Consider the following 6,904-nt stretch of genomic DNA (forward strand, 5'->3'; position numbering starts at 1 on the left):
GAACGCTGAGCAGGCGGGCTCCGGCCCCCTTCCGGGCACTTACGGGCTTTCCCTGCTATACAGGGGTGTACGACTTCCAGTGTGGGGAAGGCACCCCGCCGGAACTCATCGCCTCCGAGGAAGCACTCGGAGGCCACGGGGGCCCTGTCGGTGATGACGATGCGCTGGAAGGTGGTGCTGTTCGCGGTGGTGGCCATCGCCCTCGTCTTCGGGATGGGGGTGCAGATGTTCCAGGGCACCCGCATGGGCCTGCGCTCCCGCCAGCACCTGAGCCTCATCCAGGACCAGATCGACCTCTACGGGCGGATGCGCAACAGCGCCTCGCCCTTCCTCGACGCACTGAGGCACGCGCAGCGAGAGGGAGGCAACATCACCGGCGTCCTGCGCGAGCAGGACGCGCGCATGGACCAGCACTTCTCCCGGCTCGAGGAGCTCGAGCGCCAGGAGCTGCTGCTGGTGCCGGCGGAGGACAGGCCGGAGCACGAGGAGCGAGGCCACGAGCGGCTCGCCCTGCTCCATGACGCCCAGCACCGCTGGGTGCGGCGAGCCGAGGCCCTCGCGCGCTCGGTGGAGGAGGGGCAACAGCTCTCCCCCGAGACGTGGTGGGACCTGTTCCACGACTTCGAGCGGGACGTGGGCCAGAGCATCGAGGCCGCCATCGCGGACGAGCGCGAGGAGATGGAGCAGCTGCGGCTCAGGTGGGATGAGAACTCGCGGCGCGGCAACACCCTGGCGAAGCTCATCCCCGCCCTGGCGCTCGTGCTCGTGGTGGGACTCGCCCTCGCCATCCTCGAACCGCTCCAGCGCTCCCTGCGCGAGCTGCGCGCGGGCGTGGAGCGCATCGGCCACGGGGACTTCGAGCGCCCGCTGCCCGCTCAGGGCCACGACGAGCTCGCCTCGCTGGCGCGCGCCTTCAACGGCATGGCCCTCGAGCTGCGCGACCTGATGCGCGAGAAGCAGCGCTACAACACCCTGCTGGAGGAGACGGTGCGCACGCGCACCACCGAGCTGGCCACCGCCAACGCCCGGCTGGAGGAGAGCCTCCAGCAGCTCCATGCGACCCAGGACCAGTTCCTCTTCGCGGATCGCCTCGCCACCGTCGGGCGGCTCGCGGCGGGCGTGGGCCATGAGATCAACAACCCGCTCGCGTACATCCTGAGCAACCTCCGCTTCCTCCAGGACGAGCTGGGCCGGCTGGAGGGCGCGCCCTCCGAGGACGAGCGGCGGGAGCTGCTCTCGGCCCTCGCCGAGTCCTACGAGGGCGCCGAGCGGGTCCGCCTCATCGCGCAGGACCTCAAGGTGCTCTCGCGTCCGGATGACGCGGCCCTCGGACGGGTGGAGCTGGGGATGGTGGTGCACAGCGCCGCCAAGATGGCCGCCCATGAGATCCGCCACCGCGCGCGCTTCGTCGAGGACTGCGCGGGCGTGCCGCCGGTGCGCGGCAACGGGTCGCGGCTCATCCAGGTGCTCCTCAACCTGCTCATCAACGCCGCGCATGCCATCGAGCCGGGCCGGACGGAGGAGAATGAGATCCGCGTGGTGGCGCGGCAGAGCGCTCCCGGCCGCGTCACGGTGGAGGTGAGCGACACCGGGTGCGGCATCCCTCCGGAGAACCTCTCGCGCATCTTCGAGCCGTTCTTCACCACCAAGGCGGTCGGCGTGGGGACGGGGCTGGGGCTGCCGGTGTGCCAGGGCATCATCACCTCGCTCGGAGGAGAGCTCACCGTCGAGAGCACGCCGGGCCAGGGCACCACCTTCCGCATCACCCTGCCCGTCGCCCAGGACGCCGAGTCCTGGGGCCGGGCGGCCTGAGCCGCGAAGGCCTAGCCCACCAGCAGCGCGGACAGCAGCCGGCGCACCTCGGTGGGGCCCTGCACCCGGTAGCCGGCGCGCGTGTCCTTGCCTCCCGCGTGGATGGAGATGCCGTCCTCCGGCAGCGCGGCGAAGAGATCCTCGTCGGTGCGGTCATCACCGATGGCCACCACCAGCGTCCCGGGAGCCATGTCCTGGGTGACGACGCCCACCACGCGGCCCTTGTCCACCCCGCGCGCGCGCACCTCCACCACCTTGTCGCCGGGCAGCACCTCCAGCGGGCCCTGCGCGAATACCTCCCCGAGGTGCAGGCGCAGCTCGCGCGCCTGGGTCGCACCGAACACCGGATCCACCTGCCGGTAGTGCCAGGCGAGCGACGCCGACTTCTCCTCCACGAAGGCCCCGGGCACGCGCGCGGCGAAGGACTCCAGCACCGGGCGCACCAGGCCCTTCCACTCCGTGTTCACCCCCTCCAGGGACGTCCACGGCGCACCCGGCGCGGGGCGCGACCAGAGCCCATGCTCGGCGTGCAGACCCATGGGCAGGCCGCCCACCCACGCCTCCAGCGTCTCCTTCGGCCGCCCGCTGACGATGTGGAGGCGGGTGTTGGGGCGCGTGGCGAGCCGCTGCAGCAAATCCAACAGCTCCGCATCCGGGCTGGCCAGCTCCGGCTTCGGGGCGAAGGGGACGAGCGTGCCGTCGTAGTCGAGCAGGAGCAGCAGGTTTCCGGCCCGCCGCATGCCCTCGAGCGCCGCCTCCATGCCGGCCGGCTCCCTGCGAGGAGGCGGCGTGGGCACGGCCTCGAGCGTGTCCAGGAAGGAGCGCACCCACCAGTGGATGTCGTACTCCTTCACCCGGGCCCGCATGTTGCGCATGCGCGTGCGCCGCTCCTCCAGCGGCATCTCCAGCGCGGCCTGCAGCGCGTCCGCCATGCCCTCCACGTCATAGGGGTTCACCAGCAGGGCATCGCCCAGCTCATCCGACGCGCCGGCCAGCTCGCTGAGCACCAGCACACCATCCTCGTCCGGGCGCGCGGCGCAGAACTCCTTGGCCACCAGGTTCATCCCGTCGCGGATGGGGGTGACGAGCATCACGTCCGCGGCGCGGTAGAGGGCCGCGAGCTGCCGCTCGTTGAAGGAGCGGTAGAGGTAGTGGACGGGGACGGTGTGGACGCCGCCGTAGAGGCCGTTGATGCGGCCCACCAGCTCGTCCACCTCGTCGCGGTAGGCGGCGTAGTCCGCCACCGCGGTGCGGCTGGGCACGGCGATCTGCACGAAGCGCAGCTTGCCGCGCCACTCGGGCTCGCGCTCCAGCAGCCGCTGCACCGCCAGCAGCCGTCGGGGAATCCCCTTGGTGTAGTCCAACCGGTCCACCCCCAGCACCAGCCGCTGCTCCGAGCTCTTCTCCCGGTGCTGGCGCACGTCCTCGAGCACCGTCGGCTCGTTGGCGAGGTTCTCGAAGGCCTGGGCGTCGATGCCCATGGGGAAGCCGCCCAGCCGCACCTCGCGCCCGTTGTAGTCGACGCGGTCCACCACCGTCTCCAGCCCCAGCAGCCGCATGAGGGTGCTGGCGAAGTGGCGCGCGTACGCCAGCGTGTGGAAGCCGATGAGGTCCGCCCCCAGCAGGCCCCGCAGCAGGTCGGTGCGGTGCGGCAGGGTGCGGAAGATCTCACTCGACGGGAAGGGAATATGGTGGAAGTAGCCGATGCGCGCCTGCGGCAGCCGCGCGCGCAGCAGGGCCGGCACCAGCATGAGCTGGTAGTCGTGCACCCAGATGGTGTCCCCGGGCTGGTAGTGGCGCACCGCCAGGTCGGCGAAGCGCTCGTTCACCTTGCGGTAGACGTCCCAGTCGCGGTCCTGCCGGGGCATGCGATCGATGAGGTAGTGGCACAGCGGCCAGAGCACCCGGTTGGAGTAGCCCTCGTAGTAGCGGCTGACCTCGCTGGCGCTGAGCTGGATGGGCACGCAGCGCAGCTCGGCGAGCTGGGCGTTGACGGAGGCCCGCTGCGCTTCCGTCAGGCGCGACACCTCCCCGGGCCACCCCACCCAGAGCCCTCCCGAGCGCTCGTGTGGACCGCGCAGGCCCGTGGCGAGCCCTCCGGCACTGCGAACCACGGAGACACCGTCCTTGTCCGCCTTGACGGTGACGGGGAGTCGATTGGAAACGAGCAGGAGTCGGGACATACGTCCCAGACGCTTACTCACCCGCGTTGGGGATGGCCACTGCGGAGATGGGGCTCGTGCTACCTGGAGAACCTTCACCCGCGCCGCGTGTCCACCCGAGTCGTTTCAGCAGCGCCGGCTCGCGGCTCGGCTTCCAGATGAAGGCATCCAACAGGTAGTGCGTGGCCTGGGGCAGCGCGAGCAGCGGCACCACGAGGGCCATGACGTCCGCGGGCACCTCCAGCACGCTCTCGCCGAAGAGCCGGGGGCGCTCGTGCCAGACGAGCCAGTCCCAGAGCAGCTCCTCCCCGAAGGCGAGCGCGACCAGCACCGCCAGGAGGCCGGGCGCTCCCGCGCGCACCACGGGCCCGAGCCAGCCATAGCCGCCCTCGGCGAGCCGGCCCCGCGCGTAGCGGAAGAGGAGCGCGAAGTAGGGCACGCCGTGCAGGACGACATTGGTCACCGTGAAGGTGAAGTCGTCCTGGGCGAGCACGATGCCCCCGAACCACGTCACCCAGGTGGCGAGCACGAGCAGCACCTTGCCCACCTGGAGGCCCTCGCCCCGCACGAGGCGCGACACCTGGAAGCCGCCCCACGCGGCGAGCACGAGCCCGTGGACGACGAGCGCCCCCGTCCCCACCCATGCGGGCAGCCCGGAGACGAAGTCGTTGTCCACGAACCACCAGAAGGCGCGGGGGAGGTTCGCATGCCACCAGAGAACGGGCCCCACGGTGGCGGCGTAGATGGCGGCGGCATCGAGGCGTCGCTCGGTGCCGGAGACGCGGGCCTTGCGGCCATAGAGGGCCACCCAGCCGTACTGCTGGCGGATGAAGTGGAAGAGCGCGGTGTACGCGAAGAGGCGCCAGAAGGCCCCGGGGGCGACGAGGTACGCGAGGACGCCCAGCAGGTACGCGACGAGCGGCGCGGCGAGGTAGAGGCCGGGCCGACGGCGCACCTCCTCCCCATCGAAGTAGGTCCGGTAGAGGGTGGACCAGACGTGGGCCACGTCCACGCAGACGACGAGCAGCACCCAGGCCCACAGGGGCGTCTCCCCCGCGAGGCCCAGCAGGGGCGCGGCGAGCGCGAGCCCCACCGAGACGAGCGCGCTGCCCGCGAAGACGGTGAGGTCCACACCTCGGCCGAAGAGCCAGGCTTGGGAGGGGGCGAGGAGACGAGACATCCTCCCCGGAGGCTACCAGTCCCGAACGTCGGATGGAGGGCATACCCACCCCCGACAAGGCCCTCCCCTCGGCCCGAGGCGGGCTGAGCAACACGCTCCCAGGGCAGACAAGGAGGCGTGCCCCGCTCGGCGTGACATCGTTCCCCCCTGTCCTCCAACCCTATGTTTGGAGCGCCATGCCCACTGCCTCTTCCATCCGCATCGATGACTCACTGTGGCCCCTCCGGGTGGTGAGGTTCGTGGGGGCCACCACACCCGAGCAGTTCGACCACTACCTGGAGGGGGCGGCCGCCTGCCTGCGGCGCGGGGAGAAGTTCATCAGCATCCTCGACCTCACCCGGGGCGTCCCCACCCCCGAGCTGCGCCAGCGGCAGGCCGAGTGGATCCAGAAGCACGACGCCCTCCTGCGCGAGTGCCAGCTCGGAGTGGCGTTCGTCATCATCTCGCCCCTCATGCGGCTGGCCTTGAGCGCCATCTTCTATTTCAAGGCCATGCCCGTCCCCTATGTCGTCACCGCCCAGCTGTCGGAGGCGGCGCTCTGGGCCATCTCGCGCCTCGAGGCGGAGGGACTCGTCCGGGAGGCCGAGCGCCTCCGGCACCACTTCGGACTGACGACGCCCCTGTCCGTCGACCAGGACCCCGCGCCTCACGCCTGAGGCCACCCGGAGGGTGCCCTGCGCACCGGCGGCGAGTAGAACCGCCTCGCCGATGCCTCCCGACCTGCTCCTGCCTCCCGCACGCTTCCGCCGCCGGCTCCTCGCCGTGATGCTCGTCACGGGGCTGGTGCCCCTCATGCTGCTCGGCTTCATCGCCCGGCAGGCCCTCCAGGAGCTGCTCTCCGTCTCCCTCGCCCCCGTGGAGCAGGTGCTCGACGACGTCTCCACCGAGCTGGCTCGCGAGGGACGCGCCCCGGCCGCGCTCGACGAGGCCCGGCTCAACCTCGCCCAGGCGGAGCTCGTCCGACGCGCGCTCGTGCGCCGCACGCCCCTGCTCCTCGCCGCCCTGCTGCTCGTCTCGGCCGCCGTGCTCACCGTGGCCGCCGTGCTGCTCGGGCGCACCCTCACCCGCCCCGTCTCCACTCTCACCCAGGGCATGTGGGCCTATGCCCGGGGAGACCTCTCCGTCCAGCTCCCCGCGCCCGACGCCCCGCGCGACGAGGTGCAATTCCTCCTCGTTCAATTCAACCGCATGGGCCGCGAGCTCGCCGCCCAGCGCGAGCACCTCAAGGCCGCCGAGCAGATCGCCGCGTGGCAGGACGTGGCCCGCGCGCTCGCCCACGAGCTGCGAAACCCCCTCACCGCCATGAAGCTCGCGCTGGCGCGGCTGTCGCGCCCGGACGCACCGCCGGACGCCACCCGCCTCGCCGAGTCCGTCGCCCTCCTGCAGGAAGAGGTGGAGCTGCTCATGCGCATGACGCGGAGCTTCTCCGACTTCGCCCGCCTGCCCGCGCCGCGCTTCCAGCCCGTCGCCCTGCGCCCCCTGCTCACCGAGGTGTGCGCCCTCTACCAGGGCACCTCTCCCGTCCCCGTGGAGCTGCAACCCGGCCCCGAGCCCTCCCTCTCCGCGGACCCCGACGGGCTGCGCCGGCTCTTCGGCAACCTCCTCAAGAACGCCACCGAGGCCTCTCCACCCGGCGCCGCCCCGGTGCGCATCTCCGTCGACGCGCTGCCCGCCTCCATCCGCGTCGCCATCCGCGATGGGGGCAGTGGCATCCCCGGCGTGCTCGAGGGACCCGCCCTCACCCGAGGCC

The 6,904-nt window shown here is 71.7% G+C and carries 5 protein-coding genes; 3 read left to right on the forward strand and 2 right to left on the reverse strand.

The window, feature by feature from the left end:
- The first annotated feature begins 153 nt into the window (after positions 1–153).
- Positions 154–1,812 (forward strand): sensor histidine kinase, encoded by a 1,659-nt coding sequence (locus VF697_RS21025; protein WP_331097680.1) that lies wholly within the window; start codon positions 154–156, stop codon positions 1,810–1,812.
- Positions 1,813–1,823: 11 nt separating this feature from the next.
- Here VF697_RS21025 and VF697_RS21030 read toward each other — a convergent pair whose 3' ends face one another.
- Positions 1,824–3,995, reverse strand: coding sequence for a bifunctional alpha,alpha-trehalose-phosphate synthase (UDP-forming)/trehalose-phosphatase (locus tag VF697_RS21030; protein ID WP_331097682.1), 2,172 nt, complete (start codon positions 3,993–3,995; stop codon positions 1,824–1,826).
- Positions 3,996–4,008: 13 nt separating this feature from the next.
- Positions 4,009–5,154 (reverse strand): hypothetical protein, encoded by a 1,146-nt coding sequence (locus tag VF697_RS21035; protein WP_331097684.1) that lies wholly within the window; start codon positions 5,152–5,154, stop codon positions 4,009–4,011.
- A gap of 176 nt (positions 5,155–5,330) precedes the next feature.
- Between VF697_RS21035 and VF697_RS21040 the strand changes: the two genes are divergently transcribed.
- Entirely contained in the window at positions 5,331–5,810 is a 480-nt protein-coding gene (locus VF697_RS21040) for a hypothetical protein (protein ID WP_331097686.1), read from the forward strand.
- A gap of 52 nt (positions 5,811–5,862) precedes the next feature.
- Positions 5,863–6,904 (forward strand): sensor histidine kinase (locus tag VF697_RS21045; RefSeq protein ID WP_331097688.1); only part of this gene is annotated, 1,042 nt, incomplete at its 3' end.

The sequence above is a fragment of the Archangium sp. genome, assembly GCF_036388035.1.
GTDB lineage: Bacteria > Myxococcota > Myxococcia > Myxococcales > Myxococcaceae > Archangium.